24 protein-coding genes are annotated in these 22,716 nt (G+C 69.9%); 15 read left to right on the top strand and 9 right to left on the bottom strand.

All coding sequences use genetic code 11. The features are described from left to right. Window positions 1–28: 28 nt before the first annotated feature. The 7 genes from BKA16_RS19145 to glgC all read left to right on the top strand — a co-directional run bounded on the left by BKA16_RS19145 (window position 29) and on the right by glgC (window position 6,400). The gene (locus BKA16_RS19145) at window positions 29–1,795 is read left to right on the top strand and encodes a long-chain-acyl-CoA synthetase (RefSeq protein WP_183372162.1); all 1,767 of its coding nucleotides are present in this window, start codon (window positions 29–31) and stop codon (window positions 1,793–1,795) included. A gap of 109 nt (window positions 1,796–1,904) precedes the next feature. Further along, complete coding sequence (folP, locus tag BKA16_RS19140) at window positions 1,905–2,717, top strand: dihydropteroate synthase (protein WP_183373187.1); 813 nt, start codon at window positions 1,905–1,907, stop codon at window positions 2,715–2,717. Next, complete coding sequence (locus BKA16_RS19135) at window positions 2,714–3,682, top strand: glucosyl-3-phosphoglycerate synthase (protein WP_183372161.1); 969 nt, start codon at window positions 2,714–2,716, stop codon at window positions 3,680–3,682. The genes folP and BKA16_RS19135 overlap by 4 nt, the downstream gene beginning before the upstream one ends. A 4-nt stretch (window positions 3,683–3,686) precedes the next feature. Then, window positions 3,687–4,028, top strand: a complete 342-nt coding sequence (locus BKA16_RS19130) for a DivIVA domain-containing protein (protein WP_183372160.1) — start codon at window positions 3,687–3,689, stop codon at window positions 4,026–4,028. A gap of 86 nt (window positions 4,029–4,114) precedes the next feature. After that, window positions 4,115–4,282, top strand: coding sequence for a DUF3117 domain-containing protein (locus BKA16_RS19125; RefSeq protein WP_183373186.1), 168 nt, complete (start codon window positions 4,115–4,117; stop codon window positions 4,280–4,282). Then, on the top strand, window positions 4,279–5,127 hold the full coding sequence (locus BKA16_RS19120) for a putative RNA methyltransferase (RefSeq protein ID WP_343067621.1): 849 nt from the start codon (window positions 4,279–4,281) through the stop codon (window positions 5,125–5,127). Before BKA16_RS19125 ends, BKA16_RS19120 begins: the two co-directional genes overlap by 4 nt. 55 nt (window positions 5,128–5,182) lie before the next feature. Further along, a complete protein-coding gene (gene glgC / locus BKA16_RS19115; protein WP_183372159.1) occupies window positions 5,183–6,400 on the top strand; it encodes a glucose-1-phosphate adenylyltransferase in 1,218 nt (405 codons plus the stop codon). A 15-nt stretch (window positions 6,401–6,415) separates the two neighbouring features. On the opposite strand, the gene BKA16_RS19110 is transcribed toward glgC, so the two are convergent. The 6 genes from BKA16_RS19110 to cofD all read right to left on the bottom strand — a co-directional run bounded on the left by BKA16_RS19110 (window position 6,416) and on the right by cofD (window position 13,530). Further along, window positions 6,416–8,260 (bottom strand): alkaline phosphatase family protein, encoded by a 1,845-nt coding sequence (locus tag BKA16_RS19110; protein ID WP_183372158.1) that lies wholly within the window; start codon window positions 8,258–8,260, stop codon window positions 6,416–6,418. Continuing rightward, entirely contained in the window at window positions 8,257–9,399 is a 1,143-nt protein-coding gene (locus BKA16_RS19105; RefSeq protein ID WP_183372157.1) for a Dyp-type peroxidase, read from the bottom strand. The genes BKA16_RS19110 and BKA16_RS19105 overlap by 4 nt, the downstream gene beginning before the upstream one ends. After that, window positions 9,396–10,526: an EfeM/EfeO family lipoprotein gene (locus tag BKA16_RS19100; RefSeq protein WP_183372156.1), complete on the bottom strand. Its 1,131-nt coding sequence runs from the start codon at window positions 10,524–10,526 to the stop codon at window positions 9,396–9,398. Before BKA16_RS19100 ends, BKA16_RS19105 begins: the two co-directional genes overlap by 4 nt. Before the next feature lie 111 nt (window positions 10,527–10,637). Then, a complete protein-coding gene (locus BKA16_RS19095; RefSeq protein WP_343067516.1) occupies window positions 10,638–11,198 on the bottom strand; it encodes an NUDIX hydrolase in 561 nt (186 codons plus the stop codon). Continuing rightward, window positions 11,195–12,559, bottom strand: coding sequence for a coenzyme F420-0:L-glutamate ligase (locus BKA16_RS19090; RefSeq protein WP_183372155.1), 1,365 nt, complete (start codon window positions 12,557–12,559; stop codon window positions 11,195–11,197). Before BKA16_RS19090 ends, BKA16_RS19095 begins: the two co-directional genes overlap by 4 nt. Beyond that, entirely contained in the window at window positions 12,529–13,530 is a 1,002-nt protein-coding gene (gene cofD / locus BKA16_RS19085; RefSeq protein ID WP_183372154.1) for a 2-phospho-L-lactate transferase, read from the bottom strand. The genes BKA16_RS19090 and cofD overlap by 31 nt, the downstream gene beginning before the upstream one ends. A gap of 186 nt (window positions 13,531–13,716) precedes the next feature. Here cofD and BKA16_RS19080 point away from each other — a divergent pair, with 186 nt between their 5' ends. Next, window positions 13,717–14,046 carry a WhiB family transcriptional regulator gene (locus tag BKA16_RS19080; RefSeq protein WP_246371823.1) on the top strand — a complete coding sequence of 110 codons (330 nt, stop codon included), beginning with the start codon at window positions 13,717–13,719 and terminating at the stop codon, window positions 14,044–14,046. A 95-nt stretch (window positions 14,047–14,141) separates the two neighbouring features. On the opposite strand, the gene BKA16_RS19075 is transcribed toward BKA16_RS19080, so the two are convergent. Beyond that, window positions 14,142–14,660, bottom strand: coding sequence for a metallopeptidase family protein (locus tag BKA16_RS19075; protein WP_183372153.1), 519 nt, complete (start codon window positions 14,658–14,660; stop codon window positions 14,142–14,144). A gap of 126 nt (window positions 14,661–14,786) precedes the next feature. Between BKA16_RS19075 and BKA16_RS19070 the strand changes: the two genes are divergently transcribed. From BKA16_RS19070 to manA, 3 genes are all read left to right on the top strand, one after another. Then, window positions 14,787–15,215 (top strand): DUF3499 family protein, encoded by a 429-nt coding sequence (locus BKA16_RS19070; protein WP_183372152.1) that lies wholly within the window; start codon window positions 14,787–14,789, stop codon window positions 15,213–15,215. Window positions 15,216–15,279: 64 nt separating this feature from the next. Further along, a complete protein-coding gene (locus tag BKA16_RS19065) occupies window positions 15,280–16,404 on the top strand; it encodes a hypothetical protein (protein WP_183372151.1) in 1,125 nt (374 codons plus the stop codon). Next, window positions 16,401–17,618 carry a mannose-6-phosphate isomerase, class I gene (gene manA, locus BKA16_RS19060; protein ID WP_183372150.1) on the top strand — a complete coding sequence of 406 codons (1,218 nt, stop codon included), beginning with the start codon at window positions 16,401–16,403 and terminating at the stop codon, window positions 17,616–17,618. Before BKA16_RS19065 ends, manA begins: the two co-directional genes overlap by 4 nt. Before the next feature lie 5 nt (window positions 17,619–17,623). Here manA and BKA16_RS19055 read toward each other — a convergent pair whose 3' ends face one another. Further along, on the bottom strand, window positions 17,624–18,679 hold the full coding sequence (locus BKA16_RS19055) for a type VII secretion protein EccE (RefSeq protein WP_183372149.1): 1,056 nt from the start codon (window positions 18,677–18,679) through the stop codon (window positions 17,624–17,626). Window positions 18,680–18,783: 104 nt separating this feature from the next. On the opposite strand from BKA16_RS19055, the gene eccB reads away from it, so the two are divergent. Further along, entirely contained in the window at window positions 18,784–20,169 is a 1,386-nt protein-coding gene (eccB, locus tag BKA16_RS19050) for a type VII secretion protein EccB (protein WP_183372148.1), read from the top strand. A gap of 3 nt (window positions 20,170–20,172) precedes the next feature. Here eccB and BKA16_RS19045 read toward each other — a convergent pair whose 3' ends face one another. After that, window positions 20,173–20,799: a TetR/AcrR family transcriptional regulator gene (locus BKA16_RS19045; RefSeq protein WP_183372147.1), complete on the bottom strand. Its 627-nt coding sequence runs from the start codon at window positions 20,797–20,799 to the stop codon at window positions 20,173–20,175. 172 nt (window positions 20,800–20,971) lie between these two features. Between BKA16_RS19045 and BKA16_RS19040 the strand changes: the two genes are divergently transcribed. From BKA16_RS19040 to nrdI, 3 genes are all read left to right on the top strand, one after another. Next, window positions 20,972–21,523 carry an NADPH-dependent FMN reductase gene (locus BKA16_RS19040; RefSeq protein ID WP_183372146.1) on the top strand — a complete coding sequence of 184 codons (552 nt, stop codon included), beginning with the start codon at window positions 20,972–20,974 and terminating at the stop codon, window positions 21,521–21,523. A gap of 440 nt (window positions 21,524–21,963) precedes the next feature. After that, window positions 21,964–22,197, top strand: a complete 234-nt coding sequence (nrdH, locus tag BKA16_RS19035; protein WP_183372145.1) for a glutaredoxin-like protein NrdH — start codon at window positions 21,964–21,966, stop codon at window positions 22,195–22,197. Between the two features lie 10 nt (window positions 22,198–22,207). Next, window positions 22,208–22,702, top strand: a complete 495-nt coding sequence (gene nrdI, locus BKA16_RS19030) for a class Ib ribonucleoside-diphosphate reductase assembly flavoprotein NrdI (RefSeq protein ID WP_183372144.1) — start codon at window positions 22,208–22,210, stop codon at window positions 22,700–22,702. The last annotated feature ends 14 nt before the right edge of the window (window positions 22,703–22,716 follow it).

The following is a 22,716-nucleotide window of genomic DNA, read 5'->3' as shown; positions in this document are numbered from 1 at the left end:
TTCGCATGTCGGGAGGAGTGAAGCAAGGATGAACACAGTGCCCACGAAGGTCGGTGTCGCCGATCTACTCAAAGGCGTCGTCGCTATGGTCCCGGACCTTCCGTCGATGGCCCGGCACGCTCCCGGCCTGGTTTTCCGGTCCGGCGACAAGAAGAACACCATCGGCCAGATCTTCGCCAGGCTGGCCGCCGACCATCCCGATCGGCCGTTCATCCGCTGGCATGGGGAATCGTCGTCGTACGGCGAGGTGAACCGTCAGGTGAACCGGTATGCGGCGGTGCTGGCCGGGCGCGGCGTCGGCGTCGGCGACGTCGTCGGCATCCTGTCGAAGAACAGCCCGACCGACCTCATGGTTATCCTCGCCACGCTCAAACTGGGCGCCGTCGCGGGCATGCTCAACTACAACCAGCGCGGTCATGTGATCGACCACAGCATGTCGTTGCTGAACGCCAAGGTCCTGCTGACCGATCCCGAGTGCGCCGAGGCGTTCGACTCGATGACGCCGACCTCCCACCCCGAGCACGTCCTCGACTTCTCGGCGCTCGACGCGGCCGCCGAAGGCGAGTCGGAGGCCGACCCGGCGGTCACCGCCACCCTGCCCGCCTCGACCCTCGCCTTCTACATCTTCACCTCCGGCACCACCGGTCTGCCCAAGGCCAGCGTGATGAGCCACAACCGCTGGCTGGCCAACTACTCCGGCATCGGCGGCCTGGCCGTGCGTCTGCGGCCCTCCGACACCATGTACGTCGCTCTGCCGCTGTACCACAACAACGCGTTGTCGGTCTCGCTCGGCGCGGTCCTGGCCGGTGGCGCGTGCATCGCGCTGAGCAAGCAGTTCTCGGCCTCGCGGTTCTGGGACGAGATCATCGAGAACCGGGCGACGTCGTTCACCTACATCGGGGAGCTCTGCCGCTACCTGCTGGCGCAGCCGCCCAAACCGACCGACCGCAGGCACTCGATCCGCGTGATCATCGGCAACGGGATGCGACCGGAGATCTGGGACGAGTTCGAGCAGCGATTCGGCATCGAGCGGATCGTCGAGTTCTACGGTGCCAGCGAACTGAATCTCGCCTTCGTCAACGCGTTCGGCGTCAAACGCACCGCCGGGTTCTGCCCGCTGCCGTTCAAGGTGGTCGACTACAACCCCGACGGCACCGCCAAACGCGACGAACGGGGACGGCTGCGGCAGATGCCCAAGGGCGAGCCGGGCCTGCTGATCTCCGAGATCAGCGACCGCGTCCCCGTCGACGGCTACACCGACGCCGCCGAGACGGAGAAGAAGGTGATCCGAGACGCGTTCAAATCGGGCGACGCCTACTTCAACTCCGGCGACCTGGTCCGCCAGATCGGCTTCTCGCACATCACCTTCGTCGACCGACTCGGCGACACCTTCCGCTGGAAGGGCGAGAACGTGGCGACCACCGAGGTCGAGAGCGCCGTCGACACCGCCGACGGCGTGTCCGGCGCGGTCGCATTCGGCGTCGAGGTCCCCGGGTGCGACGGGAAGGCGGGCATGGTCGCGGTGACCGTCGACGGCGACCGTCCCGATCCGAAGGCGCTCGCCGCGCATCTGTACGCCGAACTCCCGTCGTATGCGGTGCCGCTGTTCATCCGGTTCGTGCCCGAGATCGAGGTCACCTCGACGTTCAAGAACCGCAAGGTGGAGTTGCGCGACGCGGGCTTCACCGACACCGGCGACGACGAGGTGTGGGTGCTCGCCGGCCGCGCCGACGGATACGTGCCGTTCTACGACGGCTACGTGGCCGACGTGGCGGCGGCGAAGGCCCCGCGCTGAACCGATCGGACACGCCCCGTAGGGTGAATCCGTGAGTCTCGCCCCTTCGGTCGGCCCGGCCGGATCGACCCTGGCCGGTCGGTCCGTCGCCACCGACCGTGCTCTCGTCATGGCGATCGTCAACCGCACACCGGACTCGTTCTACGACCGGGGAGCCACCTTCTCCGACGATGCCGCCAAGGCGCGAGTCGACGCGGTCGTGGCGCAGGGCGCCGACATCGTCGACATCGGCGGCGTCAAGGCGGGCCCCGGTGAACACGTCGACGCCGTCGCGGAGGCCGGCCGCGTGGTCCCGCTCATCGCGTGGATCCGCGATGCGCACCCGGACCTGCTGATCAGTGTCGACACCTGGCGCGCAGAGGTGGCGGCCGCCGCGTGCGAGGCCGGCGCCGACATCATCAACGACACGTGGGCAGGCGTCGACCCCGCTCTGGTGGGCGTCGCGGCGCAGGCCGGCGCGGGCATCGTCTGTTCGCACACGGGCGGTGCCGTGGTACGCACGCGTCCGCATCGGGTCGCCTACGACGACGTCGTCGCCGACGTGGTGACCGAGGTGACCGAGGCCGCGGCGCGCGCCCGGGCCGCGGGGGTCCGCGAGGACGGCATCCTGATCGACCCGACGCACGATTTCGGGAAGAACACCCATCACGGTCTGGCGCTGCTGCGAGAGATCGACCGGCTCGTCGGCACCGGGTGGCCGGTCCTGATGGCGTTGTCGAACAAGGACTTCATCGGCGAGACGCTCGGCGTCGGGCTCGAGGAACGGGTGGCGGGCACTCTGGCGGCGACGGCGCTCGCCGCGGCGGCCGGCGCTCGCATCTTCCGTGTCCACGAGGTGGCGGACACGCGGCGCGTGGTCGACATGGTGGCCTCGATCGCGGGCACCCGTCCCCCCTCCCGCACCGTGCGAGGTCTGGCGTGAACCACGACTGGACCGACCGCGGCGAGGGGGAGGCCCGCTGGTCGCACACGCACACCTGGGATCACCCGGAGTGGAGCGTCGACGACCTCGTCGCGGCCAAGGGCGAGCGCACCGTGTCGGTGGTGCTGCCCGCGCTCGACGAGGAGGACACCGTCGCCGGCGTCATCGCGACGATCGCCCCGCTGGTCGGTTCGCTCGTCGACGAACTCGTCGTCGTCGACTCCGGCTGCACCGACGACACCGCGCGGCGGGCCCGCGCCGCGGGTGCGCGCGTGGTGACCCGGGAGGAGGCGATCCCCGGTCTGGCGCCGCTACCCGGCAAGGGGGAGGCGCTGTGGCGTTCGCTGGCCGCGACGACCGGTGACCTGATCGCCTTCGTCGACGCGGACCTGATCGATCCCGACCCGATGTTCGTGCCGAAGATGCTCGGCCCGCTGCTCGCCGACTCGGACATCCACCTCGTGAAGGGCTACTACCGGCGGCCGCTGCTGACCGGGGCGACCCACGAGGCCTCCGGAGGCGGACGGGTCACCGAACTGCTCGCGCGGCCGCTGCTGACCGCGCTCAAACCCGAACTCGGGGAGGTGCTGCAGCCGCTCGGCGGAGAGTACGCGGGCACCCGCGAACTACTCGCCTCGGTGCGCTTCGCCCCCGGATACGGCGTCGAGATCGGACTGCTCGTCGACACCTACGACCGCTACGGTCTCGCCGGCATCGGGCAGGTGAATCTCGGTGTGCGCCAACACCGCAACCGTTCGCTGCGCGACCTCGCGGTGATGAGTCGACAGATCGTCGCGACCCTGCTGGACCGCTGCGGCATCACCGACTCCGGGATCGGGCTGACCCAGTTCATCCCGGATGACACCGGGGGTTTCGCCCCGCACACCACCGACTTGATGCGCGACGAGAGGCCACCGGTCATCGATCTCGATCCGGCGGTGTTCGACGCGGCGCGGCTAGGCTAGTCACGTGGCGATCATCGGACTGTATGTGATCGGCGTGGCCGTACTGGTCGCGCTGATCTTCGCGATCGTGTGGTTCGTCTTCGGCCGCGGCGAAGATCTGCCGCCCGTCGGCCGCGACACCACACTGACCAGACTGCCGCGCGCCGGCATCAGTGGCGACGACGTCCGCGGACTCGTGTTCGCGCAGACCCTCCGTGGCTACAAGGCCGTCGAGGTCGACTGGGCGCTGGAGAAGCTGGCCCGCGAGATCGACGAACTGCGCGACGTGGTCCAAGAACTGTCCGGTCGCGACGTCGCCGACACCGGAACCATGCCGACCGTCCAGGTTCGCAATATTGACGAATGAGTAAGTTCTTCCGGCACTGACTCACATGCCGCTGTGCGCTGCACGTATCATGGACGAGTCAGTGAATCGTTGGAGGGAGCACCGGCATGGCGGCGATGAAGCCACGGATGGGCGACGGCCCGATGGAAGCGGTCAAGGAAGGTCGTGGGATCGTCGTACGCATTCCGATCGACGGCGGCGGACGACTCGTCGTCGAACTGAACGACGAAGAGGCCGGCGCCCTCGGCGAGGCTCTCCGCGAGGTCATTGCCTGAGCGGCCGACCGGCGGATCTGTTCGCCGCCGCCCATCTGATCTGCCCGATCTGCTCGGGCGAGCTGCTGCTCACCGACCGAGTGCTCGGCTGCACGACCGGTCACCGCTTCGATCTCGCCCGCCAGGGCTACGTGTCGCTGCTGAGCGGCAGGGGCACCGCCCATCGCTCCGACACCGCGGACATGGTGACCGCTCGCACACGAGTCTTCGCCGACGGTCTGTACTCCCCGCTGCAGGACGCGGTGGCGCGGGCCTGCATCGACCCCGCGCCGGGGATCGTCGTGGACGCGGCGGGCGGTACCGGGGCCTACCTCGCCGCCGCACTCGGCGGCTCCGAGCGGATCGGGGTGAGTCTGGACCTGTCGAAGGCGTGTGCGCGTGCCGCGGCCCGAGTCCATCCGCGTGCGATATCGGTGGTCGCCGACCTGTGGTCGGCGATACCGATCGCCGACGGCGTCGCCGCACGCGTCCTGTCGGTGTTCGCCCCGCGCAATCCCGCCGAGACCGCTCGCGTCCTCGCGCCGGGCGGAGCCTGGGTGATCGTCACCCCGAATCCCGGCCACCTCGCGGAGATCGTCGAACCGATGGGCATGCTGCGCGTGGGCGAGGGCAAGTCGGACCGGCTCGAGGCGGATCTGCGCGCCGACTTCGTCGTCGAACAGACCAGCGTCGTCACGGCTCGGCGCGAGTTGTCCGCCTCTCGTCTGGCCGACGTCGCGGGCATGGGGCCCGCCGGATTCCACCGCACTCGAGACGAACTCGCCGCCGCCGCCCGCGCACTGGCGGGCGACGGATCGGTGGCCGCGACGCTCGATGTGACGCTCACCGTCGCGCGGCGTCGATGACGCGGGTTCGCGCGGTCGGGTGGTCGCCTACGCGCCGGGCCGATATGTTTGAACAGTGAGAACAAAACCGCACGTGCTCGGAATCGTCCTCGCCGGTGGGGAGGGCAAGCGGCTCTACCCGCTCACGATGGATCGGGCCAAGCCTGCGGTGCCGTTCGGCGGGTCGTACCGGCTGATCGACTTCGTGCTGTCGAACCTGGTCAACGGTGGTTACGAGCGTATCTGCGTGCTCACCCAGTACAAGTCGCACTCGCTGGACCGGCACATCTCGCAGCACTGGTGGGTGTCCGGCTTTCACGGCGAGTACATCACGCCCGTCCCCGCGCAGCAGCGTCTCGGACCGCGGTGGTACACCGGCAGCGCCGACGCGATCTTCCAGTCGATGAATCTGATCGACGACGAGAAGCCCGATTACATCGTCGTCTTCGGCGCCGACCACGTGTACCGGATGGACCCGTCGCAGATGGTCGCCGAGCACATCGCGTCCGGGGCGGACGTCACGGTCGCGGGCATCCGAGTTCCGCGTAAGGAGGCGTTCGCGTTCGGCTGCATCGACTCCGACGACGAGAACCGCATCACCGCGTTCGTGGAGAAGCCGAGCGACCCGCCCGGCACCCCCGGTGATCCCGATGTGACGTATGCGTCGATGGGCAATTACGTGTTCACCGCCGACAGACTCGTCGACGCGCTCAAAGCCGATGCGGCCGATCCGGACTCCGATCACGACATGGGCGGCGACATCATCCCGGCATTCGTCGCCTCCGGCGGAGCGTACGTGTACGACTTCAACGACAACGCCATCCCGGGAGAGACTCCACGGGACAAGGGATACTGGCGCGACGTCGGCACCATCGACTCCTTCTACGACGCGCACATGGACCTGGTCTCGGAGAACCCGGTGTTCAACCTCTACAACCAGAGCTGGCCGATCCGCGGCGCGACCAGCCTGCTGCCGCCGGCGAAGTTCGTCAAGGGCGGTTCGGCGAACGACTCCATGGTGGGGCAGGGCTGCATCGTCTCCGGAGCCACCGTGCACAACTCGGTGCTCTCGAACGACGTCGTCATCGACGAGGGCGCCGTGGTGCAGGGCAGCGTGTTGATGCCGGGGGTGCGGATCGGCCGCAACGCCGTGGTCCGCAACGCGATCCTCGACAAGAACGTCACCGTCGCCGACGACGGTCAGATCGGCGTCGACCTCACCCACGACCGCGAACTCTTCCAGGTCAGCGCCGGCGGCGTGGTGTGCGTGGGCAAGAACGTTGCGGTGGAGTAGGGGCGGCGAACGACCTCAGCCCTTGCGGCGGCTCACCATCGACCACGCGCCGATGGCGATGAGGACCACCACGATGACGGCGACGATGACGCCGACCCACAGTCCGGTGTGGCTCGAATCGTCGTCGGAGGCCTCGGCGGTCGGTGCGGGCTCCTCGCTCGACGAGGCGACGTCGGCCTTCTGCGCGCCCTGGTCGGCGGGCGGCGCGTCGGCGACGACGGCGCCGGTCACCTGATCGAGCCAGACCTTGTCGGTGCGCGGATGCGCGAAGTCGAACATGGCGTCGATCTTCCCGGAGCGTTCGTCGGCCGAGCCGTCGATCCGACCGAGGCGCCAGTTGTCCTGCACGAACTTCAGGATCGAGGCCTGCTCGATCGGCGTGTGATCGACGACGTTCTTACGAGCGAACGGTGAGATCAGCAGGAACGGCTGTCGTGAGCCGGGGCCGCAGCGCAGTTCGTCGCCGCCGATCGCGGGCGCCGTCGCGTCCGAGCAGATCGTGGAGTCGAACTCGGTGTTCTTCGACCCGGACAGGATGGTCGGCGGCCTGTGGTCGTACCAGCCGTCGGAGTCGTCGTAGGCGATCACGACGGCCGTCGACGACCAGTCGGGCGAGCGCTGCAGCCTGTTGACGTAGCTGGTGACGAAGGTCTGCTCGTCGAGCGGATCGGAGTACGAGGCGTGGCCGTCCTGGTACTCGGGCGCCTTCAAGAAGCTCACGGCGGGCAGTCTGCCCGCGTCGAGCGCCTCGTCGAAGTCGGTGAGGTCGTAGTTGTGGTTGGCCTGGCCGTCGTGCCCGATCTCGTCGATGTCCTTCGGAGCGACGTGATGCCTGTTGGCCGTCGACTCGTAGTACGAGAACGGGTTGTGGTGCGGGCTGTAGTCGACGACGGCGTTGCCCGCGACGTTGGTGTGGGTGGTGGAGCACTGAGCGCCCGTCCCGTCGCCCGCGGCCTTCGACGGACGGAAGCCGCCCTGGAACCAGCCCCAGGTGACCGACTTCGCGTTCAGCTGGTCGCCGACGTTCTTGCCGTCCATCGCCGCAAGCGAGTCGTCCGAGGTCAGGTTCTTGTTCGAACAGTCGTCGTACAGCGGGTCCGGGTCCTCGATGACGGTGCCGACGCCGTCGGCGGTCGGCGCGGCGACCACGGCCTCGTCGGGCTTGTCCGTCCGCTGTCGGGTGGTCGGATCGTAGGAGCGGACGCCGAACGTCTGTCCGGAGATCAGGTTGAGTGCGCCCGGGGTGCTCGGACCGAAGACCGTGCTCCAGTAGTTGTCGTTCATGGTGAAGTTCTGAGCGTAGTTCCACATCCCGGCGACGGTGTTGCCGTCGTAGTAGCCCATCACCGAGCCTGGGTGTTCGTACATGTCCTCACCGTCGGACGCGCACTTGTCCTTGGTGGTGAACTCGACGAACTTGTCCATCTTCCCGTTGTCGAACGACTTCTGCTCGGCCAAGTACTCGTGGTTCTGGTCGCAGGTGATCGCCTGCTCGGGGGAGAAGCGGAAGGGCTTGTACGTGTTCGGGTTCGCGTCCCCGGCGAGGCCGGCGTGGGTGAAGGTGTCGACATCGGTCGGTGTGCCGGGGGCGGCGTGGAAGGCGGGGGCGGCGGTGCCCGACCCCTGCAGCTTCTCGCCGGGCGTGTTCGCGGCGTTCGGGTAGGTGCCGAAGTAGTGGTCGAACGAGACGTTCTCGTCGAAGAGCACGACGACGTGCTTGATCGGGGTCGCGGTGTCGTCGGGGTCGGCCAGTGCGGCCGGTGCGGCGACGGAGCCGACCGCGAAGGTCAGGGCGGCGGCGCCGACCAGACCTGCGGATCGGGCGAGTCTTGAAGCGCTGCGGGCCGGTGAGCGTTTCACAGGAGTCCTCCAATGGTTGACGCGTCCATCCCCGGTTCCCGAGGCGGAAGATAGAAGTAGCCGCCGCCGAACGGCGTGATGTAGTCCACCAGCGGTTCACCGGCCAGACGTTCCTGCACGGTTTCGAACTGCCCGGCGATGTCGCGCTGCAGGCAGGTGAAGATCAGTCCCAGGTCGAGCTCGCCGTCGGGCAGCACGCCGGCCGAATAGTTGTAGGTGCGGCGGAAGATCCGAGACGCGTCGCTGTCGGCCGTGCGCGGATTCGCCTTGCGGATGTGCGATGTCAGCGGAATGACGTCGCCGGTCGGGTCGTCGGCGTAGTGCGGGACGTCGGTTTCGACGCTGCCGTCCAGCGGTGCGCCGGTGCCGCGATCGCGGCCGAAGATCTGCTCCTGTTCGGTCACCGAGATCCGATCCCAGAACTCGGTCAGCATCCGGATCAGTCGGACGACGACGAATGTCCCGCCCCTGGTCCACGGCTGCTCGGTCCCGTCGAGCCACACGTGGGTCGGAAAGTCCTCCGCCGTCAGGTTCGCGGTGCCGTCCTTGAAACCGAGGTGGTTGCGCGGAGCACCTGCCGGTCGCGGCGGCGGCACGGTGCCCTCCTGCTGCCAGCGGACCGTCATCCCGCCGCGGCCCGCGCGCAGCAGTTCGCGAACGGCGTAGGAGACCTCGTCCGATTCGCCCGCTCGGATCTCCAGGAGGAGGTCGCCGTCGCAGCGGTCGCGGTCGAGTCCGTCGTCGGGGAACTCGCGCATCGGCGTCAGCCCGCGCGGTCGTCGGTCGGTGTGCCAGCGATCGAAGAAGCTCGCGCCGTAGCCGATGTTGGTGGTCAGACGCCCGGGCGCGACCGTCGGACCCAGCGTTCCGGGGTCCGCGGGCGCGGTGGCGATGCTGCGGTTGTTCGGTGTCGTCGTCCGGTGCAGGGTCGTGATCCGATCGGTGAGAGCCCGCAGGAGATCGTCGGTCTCGGACGGGGTCCGCGTCGCCAGGTCGACGGCCAGATACGACGCGAACGGCTGATCGGTGGCGGGTGTCGCGCCGGCCGCGGGCGAGTGCTGCGCGAGGACCGATCCGGCGGCCGCGCCGGCCATTCCGGACAGTCCCGCGGCGAGGAAGCCGCGACGGCTCACGTTCATCGGGTCCTCCGGACGTCGGTGATGACGGCGACCGGGGCCAGGCGTTCGACGAGTTCGCCGAACGCCGCATTGAGGCGGTCCCGGTCGGCGCGGGGCAGATCCGCCAGGGCGACGCCGCCGTGCCGTGCCGCGAGGTCCGCGGTGACCGCCCGAGCCCGGTCGAGTGCGGCCCGGGTCCGCGGCAGCTCCGGGTACCGCTCGTGCAGCAGGGGATCGAGGACGTCGAGGAGGGTGCGCGTGCCGATCAGGTTGGCGTCCGCGGTGTTCAACGCCGCATGGGCGCCCAGATCGTCGTCGCCGGACAGCGTGTGCTCGATGGTGTTCTCGATGATCTCGTGTGCGCGCAGGCCGATGTCGAGCGGCGCGACGGCCAGTGCCCCGGAGTCGGCGATCAGCCCGTCGACGGCCGCGGTGAGATCGACGGCCGCCGTCGCGTCGAGGTGTGGGCTCCGCCCCCAGAGCGCGGCCTGCAGCCGAGCGAATCCGCCGTCGTCGCCGTTGATCCGAGCGTCCCAGTCGCCGAATGCGCCGTAGGCGGCGCCGAGCGTCTCATACAGGTGATGCGCGTCCGTCCAGGCACGGCGGGCGGAGTCGACGTCGCCCGCGGTCTCGACGGCTGCGACCCCGGTGCGCAGCCGCGGAAGTCGGTCGGTGATCCAGCGCTGGTACGCGAGGGTCGCGGGCGTCAGATCCTGAACGGACAGGGCTCGCGCCGCCGGTCCGCGGGGGACGTCGCCCGCGACCGTGAATCGTGCGCCGTTGCGGGCCACCCGCTCGGTGAACAGGCAGACGAAGTGGTAGGCGCCCGAGCCGAGCGGAACCTGGAGCGGGCGGGTGACGCCGGGGCCGACGTCTTCGAGTTCGGCGTAGACGGCGGAGTCGTCGTCGGCGAGATGCACGGTGACCGGCCGCGACGACGTGTTGTGGATCGCGAACACGGCGGGTCCGGCGGACACCGGGCGCGACGGAGCACCGCACTCGCCCAACGACAGGTCGATCGTCGACGACGTGTCCGACTCGGATCCGTCGGAGCGATCCTGCAGGAGGTAGAAGCCGACGCCGCACGCGGCCACGACGGCGGCGGCGCCGAAAGCCGTGGGCGCCACCCACTTGCCCGTTGATTCCACTGTTCGGACGATAGCGACGGGCAATCAGACATAGCGGAACTCGTTCGACGATCGTCGGTGACAGCTCACCCAGAGTTCACGTGCTCGTCACGCTCGGGGGTGCGGTCGGGGTCACCTCAGCGCCGCGCCGCCGAGTCGGACCAGCACCGGAATCGTCTCGGCGTCGACGTCGGCGGGCAGATCGTCGACGGGCCACCAGGCGAGGTCGACGGACTCGTCGCTGCGGACGATCGCGGGCAGGGAGCCGTCGGGCGTCGGTTCGGCGACGGCGGCGAAACGCACGTCGAGGTGGCGGGTCGCCACGCCCAGCGAGCAGGTGATCGGATGCGTGTGCAGGTGCACCGGCGCGTCGGTCAGGCGCAGCGACGGCAGGCCGGACTCCTCGAGGCCTTCGCGGAGCGCGGCGGCGGCGACGCTGGCGTCGCCCGGTTCGCAGTGCCCGCCGAGCTGGATCCACTTGCCGACGCGGGGGTGCAGGGTCAACAGCACGTGGGTCAGGCTCGCGTCGAAGACGATCACCGATCCGGTGATGTGCCCCGGGACGCAGACCCGCATGCACGGGTCCGGCGCCGCGTCGACGAAGGCCAGCATGGTGTGCCGCAGCGCTTCCTGTTCGGGGTCGGGCGCGTCCCAGTCCCGCAGGATCGACCGGGTCGCGGCGGTGATGCTCACAGCGTCATCACCAGCCCGTCGATCGCCGCGGGCTCGCGCAGTCCGGCCTCGGCAGCCGGGTAGCCGATCGCCACCGCGCCGAGCGGCTGCCAGTGCGCGGGGAGATCGAGCACGTCGAGGACGGTCGACGCGGCGAAGATCGTCGACCCGACCCAACAGCTGCCCACTCCGCGCACCGAGAGGGCGACGAGGAGGCCGGACACCGCGGCCCCGCCCGCGACGGTGAACATGGTGTTCTCGCAGGCGTTGCGTCGGTCGTCGGAATAGGTGTGCATCCCGTCGCCGGTGAGCACCGGGATCACCAGTTCCGGTGCGTCGTACAGGATCCGACCGCGTGCCACCCGTCTGGCTATCGACTCGGACGTCTTCTCGTCGCCGGACAGGTCGGCGCGCCACGCCGACGACATCGCATCGAGCAGCGTGCGACGGCGGTCGGTGTCGCGCAGCCACAGGAAACGGATCGGATGCGTGTGATGCGGGGCGGGTGCGGTGAGCGCGTCGGCGAACGACGCGTTCATCACCTCGTCGGGCACCGCGTCGTCGGTGAACGCGCGGACCGACCGCCGTGTCAGGATCGCCTCGCGCCGCCCCTGGGCGAGAGCCTCCTCGACGCCGAGGCGGAACATGTCGTCATCGAGGTCGCGCACCAGGTCGCGGGCGCAGGAACCGTCCTCGATCGGTGTGTAGCCCCGTACGACGGCCACCGGAACCCCGTCGAGTTTGCCCTTGACCAGATCCGCGGCGGCGGCGAGTTCGTCGGCCACCGCGATATCGGTGACCATCAGCGTGTTGCCGTAGGCGTCGTCGACGCCGTCGTAGGAGTGGCTCACGGCGAGCCCGGCCGCGCCGATCGCGACGTCGGTCTGTCCGGTGCGCCAGGCGCGGCCCATCGTGTCGGTGACGATCACCGCGACGTCGAGACCGCGCTCGGCCAGCGCGGCGCGCAACCCGGCCGCGCTCGCGTCGGGGTCGAGGGGCAGCAGGGCGATCTGATCGGTGCGGACGTTGGAACCGTCGACGCCCGCCGCGGCCTGCACCAGGCCGTTCCGGTTGGCGGTGATCAACGTTCGGTTGCGCCGGGCGACGATGCGCACGGTCTCGTCGTCGATCAGCTTGCGGCGGAAAGCGTCGCGCTCGTCCGGGTCGGTCGGGGCGTCGACCATCCGACCCTCCGACTTGGAGAAGATCTTGCTCGTCACCACCAGGACGTCGCCGCTTTCGAGCCAGGGTGCGGCCGCGGTGATCTCGGCGGCGACGTCGCTGCCCGGACCGAACTCGCCCAGTCCGGTGACGGGCAGGATCGTGAGGCCGTCTTCGGCGCGATGGTCGCTCACGGAGTCGTCACCCCCACGAGGGCACATGCGGCGCGGACCATGTCGGCGGTCGCCGCCGGATCGGTCATCAGCAGGGGAGCGGTGCCGATCGCGATGCCGTCGACGCTCGCCGAATCGCCGTCGGCGATGAGCCAGCCGTCGAGCAGTCCGTTGCCCGATCGCGCACCGAAGTGCGCGGCGATCGCCTCCGCCGACGTCTCGACGCCGATCACCGACAGGCACTCGTCGGCCATGCCGCGCAGCGGCTTGTCGTCGATCACCGGGCTGACGCCGACCACGGGCGCCGTGGTGTTGCGCAGCGCCGCGCGGATGCCGGGGACGCTGGTGATGGCACCGATCGAGACCACCGGGTTCGACGGAGCCATCAGCACGACGTCGGCGTCGGCGATCGCGTCGAGGACACCCGGCGCGGGCTTCGCGTCGTCGCTGCCCACCTGGGCGAACCCGTGGGTCGGGACCTGGGCGCGATGGCGGACCCACCACTCCTGGAAATGGATCGCGACCTTCTCGCCGGGCTCGCCGTCCGGATTGTCGATCACGACGTGGGTCTCGTGTCGGTCGTCGGTCACCGGCAGCAACCGGACCCCGGGCTGCCAGCGCTTGCACAGTGCGGCGGTGATGTCCGACAGGGCGAAGCCGGCATCGAGCATCTGCGTGCGGATCAGATGCGTCGCGAGATCGCGATCGCCGAGGCCGAACCAGTCGGGATCCGCGCCGTAGGCGGCGAGCTCCTCCTTCGCGTTCCAGGTCTCGTTCCGGTGCCCCCAGCCGCGTTCGGTGTCGATGCCCCCGCCCAGCGTGTACATGCACGTGTCCAGATCGGGGCAGATCCGGACGCCGTGCATCCAGGCGTCGTCGCCGACGTTGACGATTGCGGTCACGGAGTGCGCGGGCCGGTCGCCGTCTCCTCCCGGGAACGGCGTGGGGCCGAAGAGCTCCCTGACGCCTTGGAGGAAACGGGCGCCGCCGACGCCCCCGACGAGTACGGTCACCTTCACGGGATCCCACTGTAGTCAGGCGCCTCCGACACGCCGACGGGCGTGGTCGTTCTCGTGCGCGCGGCGTTTTTCGCCGAGTCGATGTTATTAATGAATCTCGGCGTTCGGCTTGACCCGCACCGTCGGCACCGTGTGTAATCACACCAGTGTCATTTAGGGTGGAGCGAAGCAGGGAGGGCGCCGCAGATGACTTTAGAACACGGCGAAGGTGCTGAGCAGACCAGTCGCACGAGCGGCTCGGGGTTCGGACACCTCACGGCTGTACCAAGCGATTTCGAGGCACTGTTCGACGCAGTAGAAGACGAATGGCAGGACCGCGCGCTGTGCGCGCAGACCGATCCGGAGGCGTTCTTCCCCGAGAAGGGCGGTTCCACGCGCGAGGCCAAGCGCATCTGCCAGGGCTGCGAGGTCAAGGCGGACTGCCTCGAGTACGCGCTGCACAACGACGAACGGTTCGGCATCTGGGGTGGAATGTCCGAGCGGGAACGCCGACGTCTCAAGCGCGGCATCATCTAGTTCTGATTCATCTTCATCGACGACGTCGGTGACCGCTCCCGTGGGAGTGCTGTCGCCGGCGTTTCTCTGTTCTCGGGCAGGCGTCTTGTCCGCGCTCAGCGTTCGGGGCCGTCTTCGACGGTGTCCTCGTCGACTCCGAGGTAGGTGGCCACCTGCTGGGTGAGGACCTCCCGCAGCAACTCCAACAGGTCGTCGTCGGTCGCGCGCAGTTCGAGGGGGCGGCGGAACAGGATGATCTGCGCACGGGTGGGGCGTCCCTGCGCGTCGACGGCCGCGGGCATCAGCCGGGCCAGGGGGACCGGGCCGTCGGCGGTGACTTCCTCGGGCCAGGTGACCAGTTCCCAGTCCTCCGGGTTCTCGCCGCGCGGCAGCATGCCGGGAATGTCGTCGACGGCGACGTCGAGTCCACTCAATTCGTCATGCCAGCGGGCGTCGATGTCGGCGAACGCCTCCACCGCGGTCGCGTCGAACTCGTCCGACTTGGTGCGGCGCGCCGGGATGCCGGGAGCGAACACCGGGCCGCGGATTCCGCGTCCGTGCCGGTCCCGCAGACGACGCGGCGCCGGTGCGAGCAGTCGCGGACCCGATTGCATGGGTGCCAACCGGAACGTCATGCCTCCGAGTTTACGGGGCTCGGGTCGGTCGGCCGCCGCGCGGCCCGGCCGCGCGGCCGGTCGCGGCGTCGGGGCGTACGCGTGTCGAGGTGAGCCCCGGCGAACCCGACACGATAGGGTGGTCACGTGAGTTCCCCCCGTCAGTGCTGCCGCCCAGGCTGCTCGAAGCTGGCCGTGGCCACGCTGACCTTCGTGTACGCGGAGTCGACAGCGGTCATCGGCCCCCTCGCGGGCGCCGAGGAACCGCATTCGTGGGATCTGTGCGCCGAGCACGCGGACCGGATCACCGTCCCGCGCGGCTGGGAGATGCTGCGGGTCGGCAGCGGATACACGCAGATCACCGAAGACCAGGACCTGACTGCGCTCGCGGACTCGGTCCGCGAGGTCGGTTCGGCCGCACCGGTGTCGAGGCCGTCGTTCCGCGCCCATGCCGACTTCGACGAGTCCCAGCGCGGCAGGCATCGCGCGGCCGAACGGCCGAGCGCCCAGGCCCCGACGACCCCGCGTCCGGGGCGTCGAGCGCACCTTCGCGTACTGCCCGATCCGGTCGACTGACGCCGTCACACGGGCGCGCGTCGAGTCCGAGGACGAGCGCGTGTACTCGGCTAGGCTAGAACCCATGTCTGCCCATCTCCGCGACCTCGACGACGTCGACGGCTTCATCGCCGCTGACCGCGACGGTCTGCTGCGTGCCGCGGCCACGTCGGGGGCCCACGTGCGGGCCGTCGCGCACGCGGTGTCCGAGGGAGTGCTCGCGCCGCTGGAGGACCTGCGCCCCCGCGCCGTCGTCATCGTGACCGGATCGTCGACGACGGCGCGGCAGGCCGCCGAGTTCGTGATCGCCCTCCTCGCGTCCCGAATCGACGTTCCGCTCGTCGTCGCGCCGGCTCTGCCCGGCTGGATCGGTCCGCTCGACGTGGTGGTGGTCGTCGGCGACGATCCCGGCGATCGCGCCTACGCCGACGCCGCGCTCCGGGCGGTGCGTCGGCGCGCCGAACTCGTCGCCGCGGTACCGGTCGAAGGTCCGCTGGCGGACGCGGTCGGCACCGAGCGCGTCGCCGACCTCTCGCCACGGCTGCCCGCGGACACGCGGTTCTCGTTCGTGCGTCTGGTGGCGGCGCTGGTCGCGGTCTGCGCGGCCTTCCGATCCGTACGGCTGCACCCGGCGCCGCCCGCGCTGCACGACGTCGCCGACGCGTTGGACGCCGAGGCGACGGCCGATCATCCGGCCCAGGAGAGCTTCCACAATCAGGCCAAGCTCCTGGCGATGCGAGCCGACGACCCGCGCACCGTGTTCAGCGGCGACACCCCGGCGTCGACCGTCCTGGCCGAGCGGATCTCGACCGCGCTGTTCACGGTCGCCGGCATCGGAACGGCGGCCGTCGACGAAGCCGGAGCGCTCGCCCGCCTCCGACTCCCCGCACGGAGCGGGGCCGCGGTGGACCCGATCTTCTACGACCCCGACTTCGACGATGCTCCGCCGCAGCAGCGGCCGCGGATCGTGATGGCGACGACGGTCGCCCGACGGTGGAGTGTGCAGCAGCGCACGAGCGCCATCGGCGACGTCGACGTCGTCACCGAGCAGGCGGGCGCACCCGACGATCCGGCCGCGTCGTCCGGTCGGGGCGCGGCCGCCGCCGAGTTCGGTGACTCGCCGACCGACCTGACGGCCTATCTGACCATCGCGGTCCGCGCGGACTTCGCCGCCGCCTACCTCGAACTGACGGGAGCCTCTGCGCGATGAAGCTGCTCGCCGGTGCCATCCGGCCGTACGCCTGGGGTTCGCGCACCGCTCTCGCCGAGATGAGGGGTGCGCCGAGTCCGTCGCCGCACCCGGAGGCCGAACTGTGGTTCGGTGCGCATCCGGCCTCGCCCGCGACGATCGACTCCGGCGGCGATCTCATGACGCTCATCGAGGCCGACCCGGTCGGCCAGCTCGGATCGGCCGTGGTCGAGGAGTTCGGGCCGCGGCTGCCGTATCTGCTCAAGATCCTCGCCGCCCAGGAGCCGCTGTCGCTGCAGGCGCACCCCAGCGCCGGCCAGGCCGCGGAGGGGTTCGCACGGGAGAACTCGCTCGGGCTGCGCTTCGACGCGCCCGAACGGAACTATCGGGACGCGTGGCACAAGCCGGAACTGGTCGTCGCCCTGACTGAGTTCGACGTCCTCGCCGGGTTCCGGGATCCGAACGTGACCGTGGAACTGCTGCGGAGTCTGCAGGTCCCGGCGCTGGACCCGTATCTCGGCCTGCTCGCCGGACAGCCCGACGACACCGGGCTGCGCGCGGTCTTCACCACCTGGCTCACCCTGCCCGACTCGGTGATCGGAGGGCTCGTGCCAGACGTGCTGGCCGGTGCGGTGCGGCTGCTCGAGCGAGGAGAGGACCGTTTCCTGCTCGAGCTGCGTTCGCTGCTCGAACTCGGGGAGGCGTATCCGGGGGATCCCGGCGTGCTGGCGTCGTTGCTGCTGAACCGGCTGCGCCTGCAGCCGGGGGAGGGCCTGTATCTGTCGGCGGGCAACCTGCACGCCTATCTGCACGGGACTGCGGTGGAACTGATGGCCAACTCCGACAACGTGCTTCGGGGCGGGCTGACGCCCAAGCACATCGATGTCCCCGAACTGCTGCGCGTGCTCGACTTCACCCCGGTCAGCCTCGACGATCTGACCCCGCAGACACGCGTGGTCGGCGCCGAGCACGTGTACCTGACGCCCGCGCCGGAGTTCCAGCTCTCCTGGGTGCGCTTGGACGGCACCGGACTGAAGGCGCCGTCGTCGATCAGCTCCGATCTGCCCGGCCCGCAGATCATCGCCGTGCTGCGCGGGCGCGTCACCGTGTCGAGTGCGGGTGGCGAACTGACCGCGTCCGCCTGCGACGCCGTGTGGCTGGCCGACGCCGATCCCGACGTCGTGGTGCACGCGGCGTCGTCGGACGCCGAGTTCGTCCGCGCTCTCGTCCCCTGAACGGGTCAACCGGTCAGCTCCCGTTCGGCCGCGGTCGTGACCGTGCGGACCGTCGTCGGCGGGCCGCAGGGCGGCACCAGATGCAGGAGCGAGGCGTCGCCGACGTCCTGGCGGAGGAGGAAGTCGCCGGTCGGCTCCGTCCTGTCCCGTCGGTGGATCTGCAGCACGGTCAGTCCCGGTTGCGCTCGCGCGACGGGTTCGGCGTCGTCGCAGATCAATACCTGTGCGGTCGGCGGAACGGTCGATCCCATCCCGAGCAGCAGCGGATCGGCGACGGCGCGCACCAGCGGCGACCACTCCCCGGGTCGGTCGGTCAGAACGTGGCCGCGGACTCCGACGGCCGCGAGCCGGACCACGGTCTGGCGGACCACGCGCGGATCGGCGGCGACGTCGACGCGCTCGACCCGAGGACCGGCGATCCGCAGGCAGACCGGCGAGCCGTGGTCGGCGGCACCGATCACCTGACCGTCGCCGCCGATCGGCGGCGACGTCCCGTCGATCCCGGTGGCGGTGATCGTCGCGGTCACCGAATCGTCGTGGAGGGTCCACGCCGCATCGGCCGACAGCTCGGCGGCCGTCAGCGGCCGCAGGCGAGTGTGCGGAGCCGCTGCGGCGATCACCCGCCGCACACACCACAGCGCGGTGCGGAGGGCCCCGACGGATCCGCCGCCTCGGATCGCGACGGCGTCCGGGCACCGGTCCGGGTCCACGTGCACCACGAGCGCGGTGCTGCGGTGCGACGCCGGGGCGAGCGGACCCAGCAGGGTGCGGTAGGCCCGCGCGGCGCGGCTGTCTCCCCACGTGACGAGTGTGCGGGTCACGATGTCGATACGGGTCGGGCGGGCGTCGTCGTAGTCGAAGCAGCGGGCGAGTTCGGTGAGCGGCAGACGAGTGCGCGGTCCGTCGGGCAGTACGACCGGGCACGGTGGCGGCGGCGCCGCCGACAGCACGACCGTCAACCCGGTCCGGTCCCGCCGCATGCCGACGAAGCCGCCGCCGTCCGGAACGTCGAACGGCTCCGCGGCGCAACCGGTACGAGTTCCGCGAAAGTGCACACGCATGTCAATTCCCCCGAATCGCCTGGCGTCACGGTACAACGGGACTACCGTGCGTGGTGTCCGAATCGATATCGGGGGACTGCGGCGATTCCGGGGGGAACGACGACATGCCGAGACACATCACCACGCGCGCACAGGTCAGCGGCTACCGCTTCGGTCTGGCGAGGGCCGAGCACGCACTGGTGCGGCGCGACGAGCGCATGCTGCACGATCCGATGCGGGCGCAGAACCGCGCGCTGGTGGCCGGGGCCGTCGTCGCGGTCCTGATCCTCGCGGGCGCGGGCGTGTACGGGCTGATCCGCCCCGCGCCGTCGGTGGGGGACGCGCGGATCGTCGCCGACTCCGGCGGTGGGCTGTACGTCCTCGTCGACGAGGTGATGCATCCCGTCCTGAATCTCGCCTCCGCGCGGCTGATCGTCGGCGGTCCGCTGCCGACCAAGAAGGTCTCCGACGCGTCGCTGCGCGAGCATCCCCGCGGTCCGACGCTCGGGATCGCCGGTGCGCCGACCTCGCTTCCGGAGTCGGCGGGCGATGCCGTCTCGTCGTGGACGGTGTGCGACGGACCCGCGGGTACCACTGTCCTGGCCGGTCGGTCGCCCGGCCCGGCGGCCTCCGACGCCGGGGCGCTGGTGACCTACGACGACGAGGTGTGGTTGCTGTACACCGAACGCGGTGACGGGACCCCGGTGCGCGCCGAGGTCGACGTCGCCGCGGTCGAAGTGGTGCGTGCACTCGGCATCGAGGGGGCACGGCCGCGTCCCGTGTCGGCCGCACTGCTCGACGCGTTCCCCGAACGGGAGCCGCTGGTCGTGCCGGGCGTGCCCGGACGTGGCGGTCGAGGCCCGTTGGATCTGCCGGTGGGCACGGTGATCCGCACGGTGGCGGTGGACGGTGCGGCGTCGTATCGCGTGATCCTCGCCGACGGCGTCCAGCAGATCCCGGCGACCGCCGCGGATCTGCTGCGTGCGGCCGATCCCGACGCGTCGGCCGAGGTCGAGGAGGTGGCGCCCGGCGAGCTCACCCGCACGCCGGTGGTCGACCGGCTGCCGGTCGGGCACTTCCCGGTCCGCGCTCCGACACTGGTCGACGATGCGGCCGTGCTGTGCCGACACTGGTCGAGGGGGCGCGACGACGCCGCGGCACGGGAGTCGATCGTCGTCGGCGACCGGCTTCCGCTGCCCGCCGACGCGGTGCCGGTGACGTTGGGCTCGGCGGACGGGGCGGGGCCGGGCGTCGACGAGGTCTTTCTGGCGCCGGGCACCGTCGAACACGTCGCGGTGACCGGGGCGCGCGGCGACAGCGCGCTGGCCGGACAGCAGTTCGTCGTCGCCGACACGGGCGTGCGTCACCGACTCGCCGGTGACGACGCCGCCTCGAGCCTGGGGTTCGACGACACTCCGGTTCGGGCGCCGTGGTCGGTGATCTCGCTGTTGCCGGAAGGCCCAGAGCTCAGCCGTGCGGCCGCGCTGACCATGCGCGACGTGGTGCGGTGAACGTCAGCGGACGCCTGCCGCGAGATCGCGGACCATCTGTTCCCAGTCGTCGGCGATCTGAGCGGGAGTCAACCCGACGATCGTGGTCAGGTGGCGGACGGTGATCGCGTCGATCGGCGCCTGGACCGCGTAGGCGAGGACGTCGAGGGAGCCGGCGAACCCGAGCTGACGCAGCAGGATCTTCACGTGCTGGGTCGACATGGCCAGGACCGGGTGCGCGAGGCGGTCGGGGTCGTCGGTGGTGGCCTCGAGCAGGATGTCGAGGTGGTCGACGGTCATCTTCAACCGTGCGCGGCCATAGGCGATCAACCGGTCGAGCGGGTGTCCCCCCGGGCCCAGCGGCTGCGGCCCGGACAGGAAGGCCTGCTGCAGATCGGCCTCGGAGTGATCGAGCAGGGCGCGCATGAGGCCGGTGCGGTTGCCGAAACGACGGAAGACCGTGCCCTTGCCCACTCCGGCGGCCCGTGCGACGGCGTCCATGGTGACCGCGGCCGCCCCGTTGTCGTCGATCAACGACTTCGCCGCGGCCAGCAGCAGCCGGCGGTTGCGGGCGGCGTCGGCGCGCTCGGACGACAGCGTCGGTCCACCGACGACCGGGAGGCCGACAGATGCGCGCTGGGGAGGTGCCATGGCCTGAGATTAGCGGATAGTCGCGTTCACCTGCGATTCACCGCGCCCGGTGACAGACATCACGGTGCAGGCGGGATGCGTTCCGGACTGAGGTCCGTTTAGTCTTTTGGAGAACGACGGCGTCCGAGGATCGAACGCCTGCGGCCGTATCGACATCACGAGGAGACCCATCATGTCTGAACTGAACATCGCCGTCCTGGTCGGCAGCCTGCGCGCGGCTTCGGTCAACCGTCAGCTGGCCGAGATCGCACTCGCCAACCTGCCCGAGGGCGTCAACGCCTCGATCGTCGAAGGTCTGGGCGAGCTTCCCTTCTACAACGAGGACATCGATGTCGAGGGCTCGGTGCCCGCCGCCGTCGTCCCCGTCCGCGAGGCCGTCGCCGGTGTCGACGCCGTCCTGCTCGTCACCCCCGAGTACAACGGCACTCTGCCCGCCGTCCTGAAGAACGCCATCGACTGGCTGTCGCGTCCCTACGGCGCGGGCGCGCTGTCGGGGAAGCCGGTCGGTGTCATCGGCGCCGCCATGGGGCAGTACGCGGGCACCTGGTCGCGCCAGGACACCCGTAAGTCGGTCGGCATCGCGGGCGCCCGCGTGGTCGAGGACGTCGAGATCGGTATCGCGACCCTGCAGCTCGACGAGGCCGGTGTGCACACCGACGCCATCGTCGGCCAGGTGACCGAGGCCGTCCGCGTGCTCGCCGACTCGGTCGCCGTCACGGTCTGATCCGCGACGATTCGTCCCGGCCCCGCCGCACCGAGTCCGTTCGGTGCGGCGGGGCCGTCTCGTGTGTGCAGCCGGGCCCGCGGGCGATCCGTTGCGGCGGTCTCTGTCGGACCCTGGTGATCTACTGTCGGCATGTCTGGATCCACAGCTGTTGAGCACTCCTCCACACCCGTGTGGAGGACACGCCGGACGCGCCGAGACACGCCGGGTCACCTGTGGACAGGAGCATCGCGACCTGGGACTTTCACGAATGTTATTCACAAGCCCTTGTGGTCGCTTGAAAACCCGACCACTAGGTGTAGTGTTTGGGTTGTCCGGGGGGCGGACAGAAGGCGTACGAATCACATCGACGTCGTTCACCGGGAAGGCCTCCCGAACACACCAGGAACAATCAGTCGCAGGGATGCGGTCAGTGACCGCAGGATGAGGGAGTCTCGCCGATGGCAATCACCGTCTACACCAAGCCGGCATGTGTTCAGTGCAACGCCACCTACAAGGCGCTCGACAAGCTCGGTCTGTCGTACGACGTCGTCGACATCAGCCAGGACGACGAGGCTCGCGACTACGTCATGGCGCTCGGTTACCTGCAGGCGCCCGTCGTCGTCGACGGTGACGACCACTGGTCCGGATTCCGTCCCGAGCGCATCAAATCGCTCGCCGCTCGCGCGGCCTGAGCCGCCTCTCATGTCTGCGGCCGCCGACGAGGTGCCAGGCCGCGACGACCTGCCCTTGATCGTCTACTTCTCCTCCGTCTCGGAGAACACCCACCGCTTCGTGCGCAAGCTCGGAGTCCGATCGGCGCGGATACCGCTGATCGACCGGGAGGGTGCTTTCCGGGTGGAGGAGCCGTACGTTCTGATCACTCCCACCTACGGGGGAGGCAAGATCAGCGACGCCGGGCAGGTCACCGCCCATGCGGGCGGCGGCTACGTGCCGAAACAGGTCATCAAGTTCCTCAACGTCGAGCACAATCGCTCGCTGATCCGCGGAGTGATCGCCGCCGGGAATACAAACTTCGGTCCGGAGTTCTGTATGGCAGGCGACATCATCGCCCGTAAATGCCAGGTGCCCTACCTGTATCGATTCGAGCTGATGGGCACACCCGACGACGTCACTCGAGTACGGTCCGGTCTCACCGAGTTCGTACGCGCACATCGCGCTTTAGCGCACACCATCTAGATCCAGGAGCACCC

It is taken from the genome of Gordonia humi (assembly GCF_014197435.1).
Taxonomy (GTDB): domain Bacteria; phylum Actinomycetota; class Actinomycetes; order Mycobacteriales; family Mycobacteriaceae; genus Gordonia; species Gordonia humi.
This window is presented reverse-complemented; position numbering and strand designations above follow the sequence as displayed.